At 43.5% G+C, this 16,272-nt stretch carries 16 protein-coding genes and 1 riboswitch; of the genes, 9 read left to right on the top strand and 7 right to left on the bottom strand.

Features of this window, described 5'->3' with window-relative positions:
* Nucleotides 1–169: 169 nt before the first annotated feature.
* Nucleotides 170–1,294, top strand: a complete 1,125-nt coding sequence (locus V7201_RS02370) for an NADH-dependent flavin oxidoreductase (RefSeq protein WP_335375181.1) — start codon at nt 170–172, stop codon at nt 1,292–1,294.
* 50 nt (nt 1,295–1,344) lie between these two features.
* Here the strand turns inward: V7201_RS02370 and V7201_RS02365 are convergent, their stop codons facing one another.
* From V7201_RS02365 to V7201_RS02345, 5 genes are all read right to left on the bottom strand, one after another.
* Nucleotides 1,345–2,265, bottom strand: coding sequence for a ketopantoate reductase family protein (locus tag V7201_RS02365; protein ID WP_438825008.1), 921 nt, complete (start codon nt 2,263–2,265; stop codon nt 1,345–1,347).
* A gap of 225 nt (nt 2,266–2,490) precedes the next feature.
* Nucleotides 2,491–3,942: a carbon starvation CstA family protein gene (locus V7201_RS02360; RefSeq protein WP_335375179.1), complete on the bottom strand. Its 1,452-nt coding sequence runs from the start codon at nt 3,940–3,942 to the stop codon at nt 2,491–2,493.
* 206 nt (nt 3,943–4,148) lie between these two features.
* Nucleotides 4,149–4,877: a LytR/AlgR family response regulator transcription factor gene (locus V7201_RS02355; RefSeq protein ID WP_335375178.1), complete on the bottom strand. Its 729-nt coding sequence runs from the start codon at nt 4,875–4,877 to the stop codon at nt 4,149–4,151.
* Nucleotides 4,878–6,614, bottom strand: a complete 1,737-nt coding sequence (locus V7201_RS02350; protein ID WP_335375177.1) for a sensor histidine kinase — start codon at nt 6,612–6,614, stop codon at nt 4,878–4,880. It lies immediately after the preceding gene.
* A 143-nt stretch (nt 6,615–6,757) separates the two neighbouring features.
* Nucleotides 6,758–7,447, bottom strand: a complete 690-nt coding sequence (locus V7201_RS02345; RefSeq protein ID WP_335375176.1) for a DUF421 domain-containing protein — start codon at nt 7,445–7,447, stop codon at nt 6,758–6,760.
* A gap of 152 nt (nt 7,448–7,599) precedes the next feature.
* Between V7201_RS02345 and V7201_RS02340 the strand changes: the two genes are divergently transcribed.
* On the top strand, nt 7,600–8,307 hold the full coding sequence (locus V7201_RS02340; protein ID WP_335375175.1) for a DNA alkylation repair protein: 708 nt from the start codon (nt 7,600–7,602) through the stop codon (nt 8,305–8,307).
* A 68-nt stretch (nt 8,308–8,375) separates the two neighbouring features.
* On the opposite strand, the gene liaG is transcribed toward V7201_RS02340, so the two are convergent.
* Together liaG and pepT are read right to left on the bottom strand one after the other, a co-directional pair.
* Nucleotides 8,376–9,242: a LiaG family protein gene (gene liaG, locus V7201_RS02335; protein ID WP_335375174.1), complete on the bottom strand. Its 867-nt coding sequence runs from the start codon at nt 9,240–9,242 to the stop codon at nt 8,376–8,378.
* Nucleotides 9,243–9,438: 196 nt separating this feature from the next.
* Nucleotides 9,439–10,671: a peptidase T gene (pepT, locus tag V7201_RS02330; RefSeq protein WP_335375173.1), complete on the bottom strand. Its 1,233-nt coding sequence runs from the start codon at nt 10,669–10,671 to the stop codon at nt 9,439–9,441.
* A gap of 159 nt (nt 10,672–10,830) precedes the next feature.
* Nucleotides 10,831–10,939: riboswitch (TPP riboswitch) on the top strand.
* Between the two features lie 142 nt (nt 10,940–11,081).
* On the opposite strand from pepT, the gene V7201_RS02325 reads away from it, so the two are divergent.
* From V7201_RS02325 to V7201_RS02295, 7 genes are all read left to right on the top strand, one after another.
* Nucleotides 11,082–11,453, top strand: a complete 372-nt coding sequence (locus V7201_RS02325; protein ID WP_335375172.1) for a sigma factor-like helix-turn-helix DNA-binding protein — start codon at nt 11,082–11,084, stop codon at nt 11,451–11,453.
* A gap of 246 nt (nt 11,454–11,699) precedes the next feature.
* Entirely contained in the window at nt 11,700–12,461 is a 762-nt protein-coding gene (locus tag V7201_RS02320; protein ID WP_335375171.1) for a 3-oxoacyl-ACP reductase, read from the top strand.
* Nucleotides 12,462–12,555: 94 nt separating this feature from the next.
* Nucleotides 12,556–13,380, top strand: coding sequence for a hydroxyethylthiazole kinase (thiM, locus tag V7201_RS02315; protein WP_335375170.1), 825 nt, complete (start codon nt 12,556–12,558; stop codon nt 13,378–13,380).
* On the top strand, nt 13,367–14,188 hold the full coding sequence (gene thiD, locus V7201_RS02310) for a bifunctional hydroxymethylpyrimidine kinase/phosphomethylpyrimidine kinase (protein ID WP_335375169.1): 822 nt from the start codon (nt 13,367–13,369) through the stop codon (nt 14,186–14,188). Before thiM ends, thiD begins: the two co-directional genes overlap by 14 nt.
* Nucleotides 14,188–14,871: a thiamine phosphate synthase gene (gene thiE, locus V7201_RS02305; RefSeq protein ID WP_335375168.1), complete on the top strand. Its 684-nt coding sequence runs from the start codon at nt 14,188–14,190 to the stop codon at nt 14,869–14,871. Before thiD ends, thiE begins: the two co-directional genes overlap by 1 nt.
* 1 nt (nt 14,872) lies before the next feature.
* On the top strand, nt 14,873–15,376 hold the full coding sequence (gene thiW, locus V7201_RS02300) for an energy coupling factor transporter S component ThiW (protein ID WP_335375336.1): 504 nt from the start codon (nt 14,873–14,875) through the stop codon (nt 15,374–15,376).
* Between the two features lie 110 nt (nt 15,377–15,486).
* Nucleotides 15,487–16,101: an exonuclease domain-containing protein gene (locus V7201_RS02295; protein ID WP_335375167.1), complete on the top strand. Its 615-nt coding sequence runs from the start codon at nt 15,487–15,489 to the stop codon at nt 16,099–16,101.
* The last annotated feature ends 171 nt before the right edge of the window (nt 16,102–16,272 follow it).

Below are 16,272 nucleotides of genomic sequence, written 5' to 3'. Positions count from 1 at the left end.
CCAATGAAGTCAAAGAACGACTTCACTGGTCGGCCCTCCAGCGCATGTCGGGGCTGACCAAGGCGCTTTCGCTTTTCTTATGTCAGTGAGCAAATAATAACCAGGAATGTTTACCTTAGTGGATATAAGGTTATTACACTTTAGTATGCTAAAGAAGGAGGCTTTTCGTATGAATCCAAAGTACAAACCCTTATTTGAAACGTATCATTTACCGAATGGAGTCAGTTTAAAGAACCGGATAATCATGGCGCCGATGACGAATTTTTCATCCAACGAGGATGGGAGCGTTACGGATGCAGAGGTTAACTATTATGCCCGCCGCTCCAAAGGAGTCAGTATGGTCGTTACAGCATGTACATATGTAACACCAGATGGAAAGGGCTTTAAAGGTGAATTTGGCGCTGATACAGATGAAATGATTCCTAGCTTGCGGAAATTGGCGTCAGCCATCAAGGAGCAGGGAGCAAAGGCTGTATTGCAAATTTTCCATGGAGGCCGAGAATGCCCTCCTGAACTCGTTCCGAATGGTGAGATTGTCAGCGCAAGTGATGTACCTTCAGAGCGCGGGAATGCTAAGGCACCACGTCCGTTAAGCGGAGCTGAAGTGGAAACCATCATTGCGGCTTTTGGCGAAACGACACGCCGTGCAATTGAGGCAGGCTTTGATGGAGTTGAAATTCATGGCGCTAACGGCTATCTGATTCAACAGTTCTTTTCACCACATTCTAACCGCCGTGATGACAAATGGGGAGGCTCTCTTGATAAGAGGCTTGCCTTTCCGCTGACGGTTGTAGACGAGGTGAAAAAAGTGACCGCCAAATATGCAAAGGAGCCGTTCATCATCGGATACCGATTTTCTCCAGAGGAACCAGAAACACCAGGCATCACAATGGCTGATACTATACAGCTGATTGATGCGTTAGCGGATAAAAACCTTGATTACCTGCACGTTTCATTGAATGATTTCTGGTCAAAGCCTAAGAGAGGCGTAGAGGATGAGAGGTCAAGAATGGAAATCATCCAGGAGCGAGTTGGCCAGAAAGTTCCTGTTATCGGCGTCGGTTCGCTTTACAGTGCCGATGATGTATTAAAGGCATTTGATACAGGTGTCCCATTAATTGCTTTAGGAAGAGAATTGATTATCGATCCAGACTGGGTTGAAAAAATAGAAAGCGGCAGGGAAACTGAAATTGAGACGGAAATCGATCTTGGAGCCCAGGCTCGCCTTGTTGTACCCGATCCGCTGTGGCAGGCAATCGTCAATACACCTGGGTGGTTTCCCGGGGTTAAATGAAATGGAACATAAAGATGCCTGCTCCGGTTAAGGGGCAGGCATCAAATTTTTTAGCCAAGATTCTTTTCATAGATTTTTACGTTAGCGTAGATTGCCGACAAGGTCACCGCAGGAAACTTCGATGTGTTGGCCTTATCTAAAAGGTAGCCAAATAAATGGTCGCCTTCAGTTGGCAGTGATTTTTCCATATCACGCTGAAGCGAGGATTTCATGCCATAGCTGATTTCATTCATCCTCGCAAAGGTCGCCTCCAGAACTTGATCGGCCAGCGGCGCATCTAAGCTTTTCATGATGCTGATCGTTTCTTGCAGCAAGCTTTTGATTGTTTCCACCCCTTGCAGCTGTTCCCGGATCGGTCCAATCGGGGACCTGAAGAGAGAGGTAATGCCGCTTAGCGAAGTGATGAATAAGTATTTGTGCCACATTTCCTGCTCGATGGTATCTGAAAGGCGGAAGTTCGCATTCGTGCCATTGAAAGCAGCCTGGAGCTTCAGGATCCTTTCTGTTTTTTCACCGTTTCTTTCACCAAAAACAAGATCATGGATAGGACTTGTCTGAATCACTCTGCCATTCTCGTCCAAAGTCGTTTCGATAAAGCATAATCCTCCCAGAACCTTTTCAGCACCAAATGCTTCGGTCAATGCATCAAGATGGGCAATGCCATTCAGCAAAGGCAGAATCATTGTTTCACTGCCGACATATGGACGAATGCTTTCCATCGCACCAGCTAAATGATAAGACTTTGTTGAGACTAATATTACATCAAAAGGCTCAGCATTTTCCCCTGCTAAAATCGTCTTTGGGTCAGCGTAGTGTATATTTCCATGAGCGCTTTCTACAATCAGGCCATTTTCCTTGAGCTGCTGCCTGCGTTTTTCACGAATCAGGAACGTAACGTCCTCGCCTTTTTCCAAAAGACGTCCGCCAAAATAACCGCCGATTGCTCCGGCGCCTACAATTAAAATTTTCATTTCCATCTCAACCTCCTGTCGATGTAAAAGTGCACGCCTGATATTGCAGGCGTGCACTTTGTTAGCCTTAATATGTGAGAACCGCTGCAAGCAGCCCTCCTGCAGATATAAGGATAATAATTATTTTTGCGAAAAGGGGAAGCTGATCTTTCCCTTTGTTATTGACCTGAGCTTCTTTCTCATTGACCGATTTGCGATAATTAGGACTGCAGCAGCCGCTCATTACTACGCAACCCTGTTCCAGTTGGATACATCTTCATCAAGCTGGACATTATTTGCACGAGCTTTCTTAGCAGCGTTAAAGAAGATGACCGTAATCGCTGCAGTGATAATTGCAGCTCCAATATTGGCAACAGTGAGTGATTGACCGAATCCAATCGGAGCGTTAATGATATACGAAGCGGTTGCCATTGTCATGAATATGCCAGGAATCATGGCAATCCAGTAATTCTTTTTCGCGATGAACAGATACATAGCACCTACCCAGAGGGCAATAACTGCTGTTGATTGGTTAGCCCATGAGAAGTATCTCCACAGAATTGTGAAATCTACCTTTGTTAATGCAAAAGAGATTACGAATAACGGAAGCGCGATCCATAGGCGGCTTGTGAATTTCTTTTGTGAAAAATTGAAGTAATCAGCGATAATCATTCGTGCGCTTCGGAAAGCAGTGTCACCAGAAGTGATAGGCAATACAATTACACCAAGTACTGCAAGCGTTCCGCCAACAGCGCCAAGCATCAATGTTGAAGCTTCGCTTACGATTGCGGCTGGTCCGCCGTTAGCAAGAAGGTCATTCAAGCCGTTATAGCCATCGAATAAGCTCATCGCTGCAGCTGCCCAGATCATGGCGATGATTCCTTCAGCAATCATCATGCCGTAGAAAATCTTGCGGCCTTGCTTTTCGTTTTGCGTAGTACGAGAAATGATTGGTGTCTGTGTAGCATGGAAACCTGAAAGCGCGCCACAAGAAATTGTTAAGAACAATAGTGGGAAAATCGCTGCATTATCAGGGTGGAAATTTGTTAATGATAATTCAGGAATTGGTGCTCCGGTAATTACAAGCATTGCACCTACCCCAACTGCACTAATCAAGAGCAATGCACCGAAAACAGGATATAAGCGCCCGATGATTTTATCAACAGGAAGAAGCGTAGCTAAAATGTAGTAAATAAAAATTGCACCAAGGATGATTCCCATTGTTACTTTTCCGTCCATTAAGTTATGGAGCAATCCAGCAGGCGCCGTTACGAAAACGGTTCCAACTAATAGCAGCAAAAGAATCGCAAAAGCGTTAACAACATGCTTCATGAATTTACCTAAAAATTTACCAGCAAGCTCTGGAAGGTGAGCGCCGCGGTTGCGGATGGAAATCATTCCAGTCAAGTAGTCATGGACAGCACCGGCAAATATTGCACCAAGAACGATCCAAATAAAAGCTACAGGACCGTAAAGCGCTCCCATAATTGGTCCAAAGATAGGGCCAACACCAGCGATGTTAAGCAACTGGATCAATGAGTTCTTAGAAGTGGACATTGGCACATAGTCAACGTCGTCTTTATGTGTGAAAGCGGGAGTTGATCGGCCTTCATTAACACCAAAAACCTTTTCAACAAACTTGCCATACGTGAAATAACCGATAATTAAAAGTACGATACCGCCTAAAAATGTAAACATATGAAACCTCCTTCATAATATAATGAATGCGTTTACATAAATTATAAAAGAATTTATGTAATTGTGGACATTTTGTGAACAAGATGCATAAATGTAAGGATGAAACGCTTGAAATTTTGATTGAGATGCACAAATGATTGCACTAAAAACAAAAAAAGCATCCAAAAAGATGCTTTTCATGAAAGTCTTAGCTAGTGTCTTATAAGCTATAACTCAAGCTCCATTCTCAAAGCTTTTACATAGTTTCGGCTAACCGAAAGCATTTCCTCCCGCCCTTCGATTTGCAGCTGATAAGCACCGTTGAACCAGGGAGTTAAACGGTTTACATAATCAAGATTGACTAGATAGCTTTTATGGATCCGGAAAAACGAGTAGGGAAGTAGCCTGCTTTCAAGGTCCTTCAATGGAGTTTTCGTTTCGTATTCATTTGTTCTCGTAATGATTTTTGAGAATTTTTCTTCCCTTGATATGTACAAAATTTCTTTAGGTTCAAGATAAAGAATTTCACCGTCGCCTTCCACAGCAAGTTTTCCGGCTTGCTTACCAGGTTCTTTGTCCTTTTGAGTCATGAAACGCTTCACAATCCTTTGGACTGTTTCATGGAGCTGGTCTTCGTCATATGGTTTGAGCAAATAATCCACTGCCTCATATCTGAAAGCCTCTGCAGCGAATTGGGGATAAGCCGTTGCAAAGACAATCAAAGGGACTTTTTTTAGCTCCAATAGCGATTTTGCAGCTTCCATTCCCGTCATTTTTGGCATTTCGACATCAAGGAAGACAACATCAGGCTGGAGCTGAATAGCTTTCATAACTGTTGATTCTCCCGTTTCCGCCTCGCCGACAACGTGAATGGCAGGGTAGGAGCTCAATAAATGCTTGAGCTCGTCCCTGCTGTATAATTCATCGTCTGCAATCAAAGTCCGAATTTGGTCCATCTAACATTCCTCCGCATGTGGAATCGAAAAAGAAATCTTTGTTCCGTTGCCAGGTTTACTTTCAATCTGAAGAGATGCTTTTTCCCCAAACATCATCGTAAGCCTTCTATTTACGTTATATAGTGCGATTCCGCTTCCTATTTCGGAATCGATCATTTGCTTGCCTAATTGGTCGACACGGTCCTGGCTCATGCCCTGGCCGTTGTCTTCAACCACCACCACTGTTGCAGCTGGCACTTTATGAATAGCGATGTGAATGCGGCAATCCTGGTCCATATTCTTAATCCCATGCTTTACCGCGTTTTCCACAATAGGCTGCAGAGTCAGAGGCGGAATTTTTACCAAAAGGGCTTCGTCAGCTATGTCATAAGTGACTTTCAGCTTTTCCACAAAGCGTGCTTCTTCGATGGCGAGGTATGCCTTAACATGACGCAATTCCTGTTCAAGACTGGTAATCGTCACAGTAGTAGCATTCAGATTTTGCCGCAAAAAGTGAGAAAGGGAGACAAGCAGCATCCGTGCTTTTACCGGATCGATCCTGACAAGAGAGGTAATGACATTCATTGTGTTGAAAAGGAAATGAGGACTGATTTGCGCCTGCAGTGCTTTTACCTCGGCTTCCTTAGCAAGCTGATAAGCTTTATCCGCTTCAGCAATTTCGAGCTGATTTCCTAGAAGATTGCTGAGTCCGGATATAAGCTCCATTGCTACATTGGTTATTTCTTTTTCAGATTTAAAATAAAACTTTAAAGTGCCGATTGTTTCGCCTCGTTGTTTTAGCGGAGCGATAACGGCTGCACCAAGTGGGCAATTTGTTTGCCGGCAATGGATGGTCTCGTCACTCGCGACAACTAGCTTCCCGCTTTTAAGAACATCTTTTGTGACCTGGGTCTGGATGGGACTTTCCGGACGATGATGATCATCACCGACGCCAATGTGGGCAAGTATTTCCGTTTGGTTGGTCATCGATACTGCATTGGTCTGCACTTCGTTGTGTAAAATCTGACAAACTGCTTTCGCTGAGTCAGGGTTGATGCCTTTCCGGAGATAGGCAAGAGTCTGGTCAGCGATCCTCAGCGTTTTTTGCGCCAGCAGCGCTCCGGCTTTTTCTTCTTCGGACATAACATTTTTTATGATTAAGAGGAAGAGGGCAGAACCCAGTCCGTTCGCCAGAATCATTGGAACGCCGATCATTTCTACGAGTGTCTGGGCCTTATCAAATGGTTTTGCCAGCAGCAGGATGATCAGCATTTGCACCGTTTCAGCAATGGCGCCGACTATAAAGGCATTTGTAAGGCTGGCATATTTATTCTTTTTTTGGAATCTGCCCGCAATGATTCCTGCTACAATCGCAGCCAATCCGCATGCGATAGCGGTAAAACCACCAAGGGTGAAACGGTGCAATCCGGCAATCAGTCCAGCGCCAATCCCAACCTTATAGCCGCCAAGCAAACCCGCAATGACGATTCCTATGACCCTGGAATTAGCAATGGCTTCATCTGATGCAAGATCAGCAGCCCAGCGATTGAATTGGAGCGATTCAGTATTGAAGCTCATGCCTGAATACGTACCAATGATTCCGAAAAATCCAAAGAAAATGATGGCGAAATATTGCTGTCGCCGATTAAGAGTTTCATGATAGATCAATCCCCTGAAAAAGCGGAACCTTGTTAAGATGAAAGCAATTGTCACAATAATTCCGAGCCGTTCAAGCATGGTAATTAAAAGTTCAAGCATAACCGCACTCCTTGGGAGGTGGAATTTATTTAGTATCTTTGAACTAATTTTAAAGGAAAGAGAAATAAAGTAAAGGGTATGAACCGGAGTTTGAAATGTATAGTGGTATATAGACGAAAAACCTGTCCGCTAGTGAGGACAGGTTAATTAAGTGCACGTTTTTCTGCAAATATTGTTCCATCACTCTGCAGTTCTGCATAAAACGTATCCGTCAGTGTGTGGATTCCTTTCTTCCTTAGCTCATTCAGCAGCCAGTCTTCACTTAAACTTAGTTCCTTGAGATTTTTTAGAACAATTTTTCCATCAACTACAAGTTCAGAAGGTAAATACTTGCGAGGTGTGATCGGAATAGCCGCATCTTTATTTATTACGTTTTCAAATTCCACTTTTTTTAAAACGCTGATCTGCCCGTTAGGCTCAAGAATGGCGTAATCGACTTCGGTAATTGAAAAAATATTTTTAATTCTCAGGAGCATCGTAAGGTCATCCATATTTAATTTATTGGACTTCATTGCTTTTTCAATGATTTTTCCTTGCTTGATAATAATTGTAGGTTCTCCGTCTAGTAATATACGGGCCTTTGCTGACTTCAGAGCTATGTACTCAATTGTTAGTGTTAAAAATGCCCACAAAGTCAAACCAGTGACACCATCAATGAGTTTAATATCTCTATGGACCACCATGTCCCCAGCGATATTCCCCAGTGCGATACCTGTGATATAAGTAAAAAAAGTCATTTGGCTTAGCTGTTTTTTCCCTAATATTCGAGTTAAGAAGAATAGAACAGAAAAACCTAATAATGTTCTGAGCATTGTTGTTAAAATAGTTTCCATATAAATCCTCGCCATATATGTCATTTTACTTAGGGTTTACAATTTCTCGCAAAAAAAATAATTTTTTTGAGCGGATGAAACACTTTTGGTTAGGCCAACTAAATATTTTACTTTTAGTTTATAATGATAAAAAGTAGAGCAGGCGGTGGCGTATGACTCTTGAAGAAATAATGGAGAAACTTGAAGAACTGGGTTCGGAACAAACGAAGAAGACGCTGGTGAGGCATGGAGCCCGTGAGCCTTTTTTTGGAGTGCGGGTTGGTGATCTGAAAAAACTGGTAAAGCATGTGAAAAAGGATCAGGAGATTGGGCTGGCGCTCTATGATACCGGTAATTCAGATGCTATGTATTTAGCGGGTCTATCTGTGAGTCCAAAGTTGATGTCTAAAGAAATCTTGCAGGATTGGGCAGATAAAGCATATTGGTATATGCTTGCGGAATATACGGTGGCCGGAGTTGCGGCTGAAAGTTCCTATGCCCGCGAACTAGCGATAGAGTGGATTCTATCAGAGGAAGAAATGATCGCAACATGCGGCTGGAGTACATATTCGAACTATCTATCCATTACGCCTGATGAAAATCTGAATCTGAAGGAAATCAGGAAACTGCTCTGCCAGGCAGAAACCACGATTCATCAAGAGAAGAATCGCGTCCGCTATGTGATGAATAACTTTGTTATATGTGTTGGCGCCTATGTCATTCCCCTGCATGAAGAGGCATTCGCAACGGCTGCCAAGATTGGCAAAGTTCATGTCGATGTTGGCAAGACAGCCTGCAAAGTGCCAATAGCCACGGACTACATCAAAAAAATTGAAGATCGGAACAAAATTGGCGCAAAGCGGAAGACATGTATTTGCTAGGCGATTTTCGTATGCGTGAAAAAAAGCCTGAACTCCATGCAAATCTGCTGGTGGCCAGGCTTTTATCTTTAAAAGATTTCAATGTCACCGCTTGAAACATTGGCGTCTATCTTGTGCTTTCCGTTGCCATGCTTGCCGCTGAGGCGCTTGTCGCTTTCCTGCTTATTTTCGAGTGGGAAGTCGCATGATAGATCACCGCTGCTCGTTTTTCCGTTTAATGTGAATCCTGCATCATCGGGCAGATCGAGTTCGATGTCCCCAGAACTCACATTTAAGCTGACAGAATCCTTCAATTCATCCATCTGGATTTCCAATTCACCTGATGACACATCGGCATCAAGTTTTCCAGTGTAGTTCTGTACATTTACACTCCCGGAACTTACCTCGAAAGTACCTGTTTCAGCTGATAATGAATTGATCTCAACCTCACCAGAGGAAATGCGCTGCTCCAGAGTTTTAACGTCCAGGTTTTTCAGCACCATGCTTCCTGATCCTACATCGACCGAAAGTTTATCGAGTTCCATGCGATCCTGGATGGAGCTTCCTTTAAATGTTACCTCGCCTGATCCCAAATTAATCTCCATATTCTTGTCATAATTCTCTGGGATATAAATAGTTAATGCTGTGTTATCAAACTCGAACCAGTTAAACCAAAAGAAACCTTTACGCTTGACTGAAACTTCAATGTCATCGCCACGCTTATTTACAATAACATTACCCTTGCCTTTAAGCTCAGCAAGAACATCATTCCGGTCCTCAGGTACGATTGTCGTCGCAACACTTGAAATATCAATCGATATATTCTCGATGTCCCTTGAAACCTTAGCAGCATCCTCCGTCTTCGAAAGAGTAATCCCGTTCCCGTCAAATAAATAATTCATCGCGATATACGCACCCGTAATAATCAAAAAAATAACCAAAATCCGCTTTATCATTTTCGTTTCCCCTCTCAATCAATCTCTATAAACAAGATAACGCAGATTCCAAATCCCACCAATGCCCCTCAGGATTAAATCCCCCTAAGACCACAGACCGATTTAACACATTAAAGCACTGGGGGTCAGACCCCCAGTGCGGTTATGCGTTAAAGTGCCGGGGGTCTGACCCCTGGCGCGGTGGTGTGTTAAAGTGTTATGCTTTGGCTTCGAAGAGTTTGGCAACTTCGATGATTGTTTCTACGGATTTTTGCATGTTGTCTACTGAAATGTACTCGAATCGGCCGTGAAAGTTTTCGCCTCCTGTGAAGATGTTGGGTGTAGGCAGTCCCATATAGCTTAGCTGAGATCCGTCTGTGCCGCCGCGGATCGGCTTCACAATTGGCTTGATCCCGAGGTTTTCCATTGCTTCGTAAGCAATGTGGACGATTTCCTTCACTGGCTCGATTTTATCCTTCATATTGTAGTACTGATCGTTCAATTCCAGGTGGACGCGGTCTTCACCGTATTTTTCCTTCAGTTCCCCCGCGATCTTCTCAAACAAATTCTTTCGTGCCTGAAAGCTGTCGCTGTGGAAGTCGCGGATGATATATTGCAGTTTCGTTTCTTCCACGTCGCCATTAATGGAGCTTAGATGGAAGAAGCCTTCATATCCTTCCGTATGTTCAGGGGCTTCTTCTGCCGGCAGCTTGCTGTGGAATTCCATCGCGATTTTCGCAGAGTTGACCATTTTGCCTTTTGCTGTACCCGGGTGAACATTCTTCCCTTTGAACGTCAGCTTCGCACCAGCTGCGTTAAAACTTTCATACTCAAGCTCGCCAAGCGGGCCGCCATCAATCGTATAAGCAAATTTAGCATTAAACGCGGCTACATCAAATTTATGAGGTCCTCTCCCGATTTCTTCATCAGGTGTAAAAGCAACCCTGATCTTGCCATGCTTAATTTCTGGATGCTTAATCAAATAAGCCATCGCAGTCATGATTTCAGCAATGCCAGCTTTATTGTCTGCTCCAAGAAGGGTAGTGCCATCCGTTGTGATCAATGTGTGCCCTTTATATTGCGGAAGCTCCGGGAAATCCTCAGGTGACAGAACAACACCCAGCTCTTTATTCAGAACGATTGCACCGCCATCAAAGTTTTCAATGACCTGTGGGTTGACGTTCTTTCCGGTAAAATCAGTCGCTGTATCAACGTGAGCAAGAAAGCCGATCGTTGGTACATCCTTATCTGTAGTGGAAGGAAGCGTCGCCATCACATAACCGTTCTCGTCGATGGTGACTTCTTCCATGCCAATTGCCTTCAATTCATCCACAAGCATATTGGCAAGCGTTAGCTGGCCATCTGTCGAAGGGCAGGTTTCACTGTTTTCATTGGATTGCGTATCAACTTTTACATAAGAAGTAAATCTTTCAATAATCTCGTTTTTCAATTCCCTTCATCTCCCATTCTTGAGTATATTTTCATATTATCATATATCCCGATGAACTCAATTTGTATTGGGTTATAAAAAATGTACTTATAACTAATAAATTCAAATCCCTTTACATATATAAAGGTTAAGGCTACTATGAAAATAATTAAATATTCGTTGTACTACTAGGGGAGCCCTGTGTTGGGCTGAGAGGAAAACATCAGTTTTTTGACCCTTTGGACCTGATCTGGGTAATACCAGCGTAGGAAAGTAGTGAGAGATGTTTTTTTCCCTTACATTGCTTTTAAGCCAGGTCCTATTAGGATCTGGCTTTTTTATTTGGCTGTTTTCTAAAAGATTGTTGTTTTTTAAAGTGGATTGTTTGATAGCAAACCATTAAAAAATAAGTTGATTGGAGCGGAGGGTGTATGAAAAACAAATTAGATATAACTATTGATGATGCTATTTACTTTATGGAGATGATTAGATCTGTATGGAGCCCTCATTTCGAACCTGGATACGGTAAACGGAAACCATACCTAAAAATATTAAAAGATCGTGAATCAAGTGAATACAATCGGTTTATTAAAGTGTATAGGTCCATAAAACATATTTTATCAGATAGGGAACAGTTTATCTTAGATCAAGTTTATGCACTAAACAACAGTAGAGCTCAACATAGAGAGATTGGCGAACAATTAGACGTGTCTCCTGAAAGAATCAGACAAATCATTAAAAAGGCTGAAAATACACTAGCAAGAGAGTTGTTGAAGAATACGGTAAGCGAATATAGGAAATGACGGGTAACGATTGAAATCCAGCCTGCCGAGAAAGCTCACCGCCTTCGCATTGGAAAGCAAGCATCCTGAAGTGAAAATCAACTTATTAAACACAACAAAGTACTAAAAAACTGCATTTATTTTTAATCTGGACCAAGGTCAATGAAGAGGATCAAAGTCCTGTTGATTGCAGTGGGAAGCGAGATTTGCCTGGAGCGGAAATCAACAGACAACTTAGCAGAACATATTTTCAAGGAGGTACTAAAAATGGAATTAAAAAATCAGGTAGTATTGGTGACTGGCGGGAGCCGGGGGTTAGGAGCAGAAACGGTAAAAGCTTTTGCAAGAGAAGGCGCGAGAGTCGTAATCAACTATTTTCAAAGCGAGCAAAAAGCAAGGCAGCTAGCAGAGGAAATCGGGGATACCGCATTTGCTGTCCATGCAGATGTCAGGAATTCAGAACAGGTCCAGAGCATGTTCAGAAAGGCAAAGGAGCACTTTGGCACACCGATTACGACCATTGTGAATAACGCGCTAATCAGTTTTAAATTTGATCCTGTTGCAAATAAGGATGCTTATTCAATTGGCTGGGAAGATTACCAGCTGCAGCTTGAAGGCTCCATCCGCGGTGCGCTGAATACCATTCAGGCTGGACTTCAGGATATGGAAAGCATGAAATTTGGGCGGATCATTAACATTGGTACAAACCTGTTCCAGAACCCGGTTGTGCCTTATCACGACTATACGACGAGCAAGGCTGCCTTACTTGGTTTTACCAGGAATATGGCCAATGATCTTGGCAAATATGGCATCACAGTAAATATGGTGTCGGGCGGTTTGCTAAAAACAACCGACGCAAGCTCTGCTACTTCTGAGGAGGTTTTCAAGCTGATCCAATCATCGACTCCACTGAAAAAAGTAACGGACCCAGCTGAAGCGGCAGATGCCGTTGTGTTTTTTGCATCACCTTGGGGGCGTGCGGTTACGGGGCAAAACCTTGTCGTAGATGGCGGACTTGTTATGGACTAAGAGAGTTCGTAACAAGAAGGAAAAGGTGATTTCCCAGTTGTAAATTTCATTGCACATAGGGGAGAGTTCACCGTAAGCAAAGGGAGGAATTGACATGGAAAAATCAGAGATTGTCAGTATGCTAAACAAAGTGCGTACCCAAAAACCGCTGATTCATAACATTACAAACGTGGTTGTCACCAATTTTACCGCGAATGGGTTACTTGCATTGGGGGCATCGCCTGTCATGGCGTATGCCGCTGAAGAAGTTGCCGAAATGGCAGCAATGGCAGGGAGCCTTGTGCTCAACATCGGAACCTTGAATTCTACGGTGGTTGAGTCAATGCTGATTGCCGGAAAAGCCGCGAATGAGCATGGTGTGCCTGTCATTCTTGATCCGGTCGGTGCAGGGGCCACAGCTTATCGTACTGAAACTGCTTTGAAGCTTATGGAAGAATTGGAGATTTCTATTATCAGAGGGAATGCAGCCGAGATCGCAAATGTGGCCGGGGAAAAATGGGATATTCACGGAGTTGACGCTGGCGAGGCAGCTGGGGATGTAGTTCAGCTTGCTGTTTCTGCCGCGGAAAAATTGAATACAGTCGTCGCGCTGACTGGAAAAGATGACATCATCACCGACGGAAAGGCAACATTCATTGTTCACAACGGGCATCCAATTCTTACTAAGGTAACCGGTACTGGCTGTCTGCTTACTTCTGTTATTGGGTCGTATGCGGCAGTCGAAAAAAACCCGCTCACTGCAGCCACTGCAGCAATTGTCACCTATGGGGTAGCAGCAGAAAGAGCAGCGGAAAAATCTGCAGAAAAGGGAGCTGGCAGCTTTCAAGTAGAGTTTCTAGATCAACTGTACAAAGTAAACGAAGATGACATCCAAAACTATAGTTCTTTTATCAAAAGGGGGACAAATGAAGATGTTTAAAGCACTGACAATCGCAGGATCTGACAGCGGCGGCGGGGCAGGAATCCAGGCTGATCTGAAAACCTTTCAGGAACTGAAGGTATTTGGCATGACCGCGCTGACGGCAGTAACAGCCCAGAACACGCTTGGCGTCCAGGGGGTTTTCCCGATGGAGCCAGAAGCTGTCGCAAAACAGATTCAATCAATAGGGGAAGACATTGGCGTTGATGCATTGAAAACCGGGATGCTTTTCAATGCCGAAATAATCGAAGCTGTCTCTGAAAAAATCAAGCAGTTTCGCTGGGATAAAGTCGTTGTCGATCCAGTGATGATCGCGAAGGGCGGGGCACCTCTTCTTCAGCAGGAAGCTGTATCAGCAATGAAAGAGTATCTGCTGCCAGTTTGCTTAGTGGTTACCCCTAATATTCCAGAGGCAGAAGTCCTAACAGGTATGTCGATTAAAAGCATCGATGACAAAAAGGAAGCTGCCAGAAGGATTCAGGCAAATGGAGCAAAATATGTAGTCATTAAGGGCGGCCATGATGAAAATACGAAAGAAGCAGTTGACTTGCTTTTTGACGGCTCAGAATTTGAATTATTTTCGAGTCCAAGAATGAATACAAAGAATACTCACGGAACAGGCTGTACGTTTTCAGCAGCGATTGCCGCCCAGCTTGCGAAGGGAGCAGCTGTGTATGAAGCGGTATCTGTAGCCAAGGAATTTATTCAGGCAGCGATCGCGGAGCCGGTGAGTATTGGCAATGGACATGGACCAACAAACCATTGGGCTTTTAATCTTAAAAATAATGCAGAAAGCAGGCTGACGTAATGGCAAGAATAAGTCCGGAACATATGGAAAGTTTGCTTAAGGTTTATTTTATAGCTGGAAGTACGAACTGCCTGAAGACTCCTGAAAAAGTTCTGACTGAAGCTATAGAAGGAGGGGTCACACTTTTTCAATTTCGCGAAAAGGGTGAGGGCTGCCTTCAAGGGAAAGAAAAGCTTGAATTGGGAAAAAGACTGCAATGGATCTGTAAGGAAAACGGCATTCCTTTTATTGTGAATGATGATATTGAATTGGCGATTGAACTGGATGCGGATGGAGTGCACATTGGCCAGGAGGATGAAGATGCTGTACTGGTCCGCAAAAGAATCGGCGATAAGATTCTTGGTATATCAGTTCATAATCTTAAGGAAGCTGAAAAAGCGAGACTTGCAGGTGCGGATTATTTCGGTGTTGGACCGATTTTTCCGACGCAAACAAAGAAAGATGCGAAGGCGGTCCGGGGGACTGTCCTAATAGAGGAATTAAGAGACTTTACTATTCCGATTGTTGGGATTGGGGGAATCAATGCAGAAAATGCATCAGTTGTTATAAAGGCTGGAGGTGCTGGGGTTTCTGTCATCATGGCGATCAGCCATGCAGACGATGTAAAGGAAGCAGCCTCCAGATTAAGAGGGGAAGTCCTAAACAAAAGATCGATTTCAGGAGGTATATTAAATGGAGGCTAACATGAAAAGCACCCACAAGCTCACGCTGACTGCGATGCTGATGGCTATCGGAACTCTGACAAGCCATCTGTTGTTTATCCCGTTAGGAATTGTAAAGGTCTTTCCGGTGCAGCATTTTATTAACATCCTGTCTGCTGTTTTGTTAGGTCCATACTACGCAGTTGCCCAGGCATTTGGAATTTCGCTATTAAGGAACCTGATGGGAACAGGTTCTGTATTTGCTTTTCCGGGAAGCATGATTGGCGCGTTATTGGCAGCTTATTTATTTAAAAAAACGAACAAAATCGTTTTTGCCTTTGCAGGAGAGGTAGTTGGCACGGGGATTTTAGGAGCAATCGCCTGCTATCCAATCGCCACACTTTTTCTTGGAAAAGATGCTGCATTGTTCGGTCTTGTCCCGGCGTTTTTCATTAGTTCATTAGCGGGTGCTGCAATCGGCTTTGCGATGCTGAAAGTTTTTATGAAGAATGCTGCAGGCAGGTTGGAGATTAATAGTAAAACTTAAATGGTTTTATATTGGAAAAAAATTCATCCTGCTGTATTTGGCTGGAATTAACGAATTTCCTGCTATATGATATTGATAGATCTATATTTCAGCTGAAAAGGGTGACATTTTTGATTAATGAAAACAAGCTAGGATTGGTAGTGGACGTGGAGACAACTGGATTGGGTCCCGATTCAGATGAAATTATTGAATTGGCATTGAAGCTGTTTTCTTTTAACGAAGAAACAGGAGAAATTAACGAGATCATTGATGAGGATTCATATTTGCGGGAGCCACTTTCAAGATCTGCGCAAAATAATTATGAACGGGCTTATCGAATCCATGGCATTTCCTATGACATGGTAAGGGGAAAGACGTTTTATGATGAAAAAGTCATGGAGTACTTCAATCGTACAGATGCAATCTTTGCACATAATGCCTCATTCGATCGCAGCTTTTTATTCAGGATGTATCCTGAAGTGAATGAGATGAAATGGTATTGCACAATGAAGAACGTGCAATGGAAAAACCACGGCTTCCCGAACAGCAAGCTTCTCACATTGCTTCAGGCGCATAATATCTCGAAATTCCAGACGCACCGGGCAATGGATGACATTACATATTTGACAGAACTGCTGAAACAGCAAAACCCAAATGGTGATTTTTACTTAAAAGAAGTCCTGGACTACGGGCCTATGAGGAAATACCAGCCTGCTCCTAAACAAAGACGACGGATGTTCTATTAACTGGTGCTTATCGTCCATTTAGAGATTATCAGCCTTTCCGACCATTTTATGGGGTTAGAAAGGCTTTTTTTATAAGATAAGAAATTATGAAATTCACTTCGAGAATTGTCCAGCTCCAGCACCTAGCCCCTCGAGACGCTTCGGTCAGCCCAATGAAGTCAAAGAACGACT

Origin of the sequence: Bacillus sp. JJ1122 (genome assembly GCF_036964885.1) — a bacterium.
Taxonomy (GTDB): Bacteria; Bacillota; Bacilli; order Bacillales; family Cytobacillaceae; genus Mesobacillus.
This window is presented reverse-complemented; position numbering and strand designations above follow the sequence as displayed.

What these genes read in the sequence shown, in the direction of transcription:
- V7201_RS02370 (WP_335375181.1), top strand. Translation starts at nt 170, where the DNA reads ATGAATCCAAAGTACAAACCCTTATTTGAAACGTATCATTTACCGAAT.
- V7201_RS02365 (WP_438825008.1), bottom strand. Translation starts at nt 2,265, where the DNA reads ATGAAAATTTTAATTGTAGGCGCCGGAGCAATCGGCGGTTATTTTGGC.
- V7201_RS02360 (WP_335375179.1), bottom strand. Translation starts at nt 3,942, where the DNA reads ATGTTTACATTTTTAGGCGGTATCGTACTTTTAATTATCGGTTATTTC.
- V7201_RS02355 (WP_335375178.1), bottom strand. Translation starts at nt 4,877, where the DNA reads ATGGACCAAATTCGGACTTTGATTGCAGACGATGAATTATACAGCAGG.
- V7201_RS02350 (WP_335375177.1), bottom strand. Translation starts at nt 6,614, where the DNA reads ATGCTTGAACTTTTAATTACCATGCTTGAACGGCTCGGAATTATTGTG.
- V7201_RS02345 (WP_335375176.1), bottom strand. Translation starts at nt 7,447, where the DNA reads ATGGAAACTATTTTAACAACAATGCTCAGAACATTATTAGGTTTTTCT.
- V7201_RS02340 (WP_335375175.1), top strand. Translation starts at nt 7,600, where the DNA reads ATGACTCTTGAAGAAATAATGGAGAAACTTGAAGAACTGGGTTCGGAA.
- liaG (WP_335375174.1), bottom strand. Translation starts at nt 9,242, where the DNA reads ATGATAAAGCGGATTTTGGTTATTTTTTTGATTATTACGGGTGCGTAT.
- V7201_RS02325 (WP_335375172.1), top strand. Translation starts at nt 11,082, where the DNA reads ATGAAAAACAAATTAGATATAACTATTGATGATGCTATTTACTTTATG.
- V7201_RS02320 (WP_335375171.1), top strand. Translation starts at nt 11,700, where the DNA reads ATGGAATTAAAAAATCAGGTAGTATTGGTGACTGGCGGGAGCCGGGGG.
- thiM (WP_335375170.1), top strand. Translation starts at nt 12,556, where the DNA reads ATGGAAAAATCAGAGATTGTCAGTATGCTAAACAAAGTGCGTACCCAA.
- thiD (WP_335375169.1), top strand. Translation starts at nt 13,367, where the DNA reads ATGAAGATGTTTAAAGCACTGACAATCGCAGGATCTGACAGCGGCGGC.
- thiE (WP_335375168.1), top strand. Translation starts at nt 14,188, where the DNA reads ATGGCAAGAATAAGTCCGGAACATATGGAAAGTTTGCTTAAGGTTTAT.
- thiW (WP_335375336.1), top strand. Translation starts at nt 14,873, where the DNA reads ATGAAAAGCACCCACAAGCTCACGCTGACTGCGATGCTGATGGCTATC.